This is a genomic window from Saccharopolyspora sp. NPDC049357, from assembly GCF_040677225.1.
Taxonomy (GTDB): domain Bacteria; phylum Actinomycetota; class Actinomycetes; order Mycobacteriales; family Pseudonocardiaceae; genus Saccharopolyspora.
In genome coordinates this window covers 1-2,036 of record NZ_JBFAQJ010000092.1, presented here as the reverse complement: position 1 = coordinate 2,036, position 2,036 = coordinate 1, and the positions used below count along the sequence as shown (strand labels likewise).

Here is a 2,036-nt window from a genome sequence, read left to right as displayed (position 1 = left end):
CACGCCGGGCTCGACGAGCAGGCCAAGCCCGGCTACACGATCCAGACCCTGCTCGACGACGGAAAGCAGGCCGGCGTCCCGTTCTCCATCGCCGGTGGCATCAAGGCCGAATCCATCGCGGCGGTGCAGGACTCCGGGGCGACCGTCGCGGTCGCCGGTGGCGCGATCTACAGCGCGAAGGACCCGGCCGCGGCCGCGAAGAACCTCAAGAGCCTCATTCGCTGATGAGGACCACGGCACGGCCGGGAGTGGCCGAGAGCCCTCCCGGCCGTTTGTCGCTGCGGGAGTAGGGGGAAGTGACATGGGGAGTTCCCACGACGATGCGGATCTGCGCGCAGCGCAGAGCAACCTGCTGCTGGACGCCGCGGCGGTGATGCGGCGGCGGTACGTGCGCGGCAACGACGGCGGCACGTCCCCGAACGCGGCCGAAGCGCTGGCCAACGTCCTGGAGGGCGTCGCCAGGGCCGAGCCGGCCCTCCACCAGATCGACCGGGACGAGGCGATCGCGCTGGCGCACCGCCTCGTCGACGACGACCATCCCGAGCTCTCCCGGATGTGGCCTGCCTGACCGCCGCGGTCGCCCGCGGGAGATCCCCCATCACCACCGAGCACCAGGAGTGCGCGTCCATGATCGCGAACCAGCCCCCCTCCCACTACCGGGTGAGCGACGAGCTCGCCCGGTTGACCACCGCACACCTGCCCGACGACTGGACCGACCTGGACCGGCGCGCCGTCGACACCGCCCGCGTGCTCGCCGCCGACGCCGTTGAGAGGTGCGGCAGCGGGCACCCCGGCACCGCCATGAGCCTGGCGCCGGTCGCCTACGCGCTGTTCCAGCACGTCATGCGGCACGATCCCAACGACGCGGACTGGCTCGGACGCGACCGCTTCGTGCTCTCGGCAGGGCACTCGAGCCTCACGCTGTACGTGCAGCTGTTCCTGTCGGGCTACGGCCTGGAGCTCGATGACCTCAGGGCGCTGCGGACGTGGGGCTCGCTGACCCCGGGTCACCCGGAGCACGGTCACACTCCGGGTGTGGAGACCACGACCGGTCCGTTGGGTCAGGGGCTGGCCAACGCGGTGGGCATGGCGATGGCCGCACGGCGGGAGCGCGGACTGCTGGACCCCGAATCCGCCCCCGGCGACAGCGTTTTCGACCACCACGTCTACGTGATCGCCTCCGACGGCGACATCGAGGAGGGCGTGACCTCCGAGGCGTCCTCGCTGGCCGGCACCCAGCAGCTGGGCAACCTCACGGTGATCTACGACGCCAACGAGATCTCCATCGAGGACGACACGAAGATCGCGCTGTCGGAAGACACCGCCAAGCGCTACGAGTCCTACGGCTGGCACGTCGTCACCGTCGAGGGCGGCGAGTGCGTCACCGGCATCCTCGACGCGCTCGCGGCCGCCCGCGCCGACACCGAGCGTCCCAGCCTGATCGTGCTGCGCACCGTCATCGGCTACCCGGCACCGACCAAGATGAACACCGGCAAGGCCCACGGCGCGGCGCTCGGCGCGGAGGAGCTGGCGGAGGTCAAGAAGCTGCTGGGCTTCGACCCCGAGCGGACGTTCCAGGTCGACGACGAGGTGCTGGCCCACACCCGCGCGGTCGCCGAGCGAGGCAGGGTCGCCCGCGAGAAGTGGCAGATCGCCTTCGACGCGTGGGCGGCCGGGAACCCTCGGCGCAAGGCGCTGCTGGACCGGATGCAGACCCGCACGCTGCCCACCGGGTGGGCCAACGGCCTGCCCACCTGGGAGCCCGATGAGAAGGGCATCGCGACGCGGAAGGCGTCGGCGGAGGTGCTGGCGTCCCTGGCGGAGGCGCTTCCCGAGCTGTGGGGCGGTTCGGCCGACCTGGCGGAGAGCAACAACACCACGATGAAGGGCGCCGACTCCTTCGGACCGGAAAGCATCTCCACCGACGCGTGGCGCGCCCATCCCTACGGGCGCACACTGCACTTCGGCATCCGCGAACACGCCATGGGCTCCATCCTCAACGGCATCGCCCTGCACGGCGGAACCCGGCCCTACGG

Annotated in this window: 2 protein-coding genes and 1 pseudogene; all 3 read left to right on the top strand. The window is 71.2% G+C overall.

Translation table 11 applies throughout. The features are described 5' to 3' along the window. Window positions 1-225: pseudogene (locus tag AB0J91_RS32980) on the top strand (3-hexulose-6-phosphate synthase); the annotation flags it as partial. Between the two features lie 76 nt (window positions 226-301). After that, complete coding sequence (locus AB0J91_RS32975) at window positions 302-568, top strand: hypothetical protein (protein ID WP_363876947.1); 267 nt, start codon at window positions 302-304, stop codon at window positions 566-568. Between the two features lie 59 nt (window positions 569-627). Then, window positions 628-2,036, top strand: a 1,409-nt coding sequence (locus AB0J91_RS32970) for a transketolase (protein WP_363876945.1), incomplete at its 3' end; no start/stop codon positions are given.

Excerpts from the sequence above, each read along its gene's own strand:
- AB0J91_RS32975 (WP_363876947.1), top strand. The coding sequence starts at position 302 with ATGGGGAGTTCCCACGACGATGCGGATCTGCGCGCAGCGCAGAGCAAC.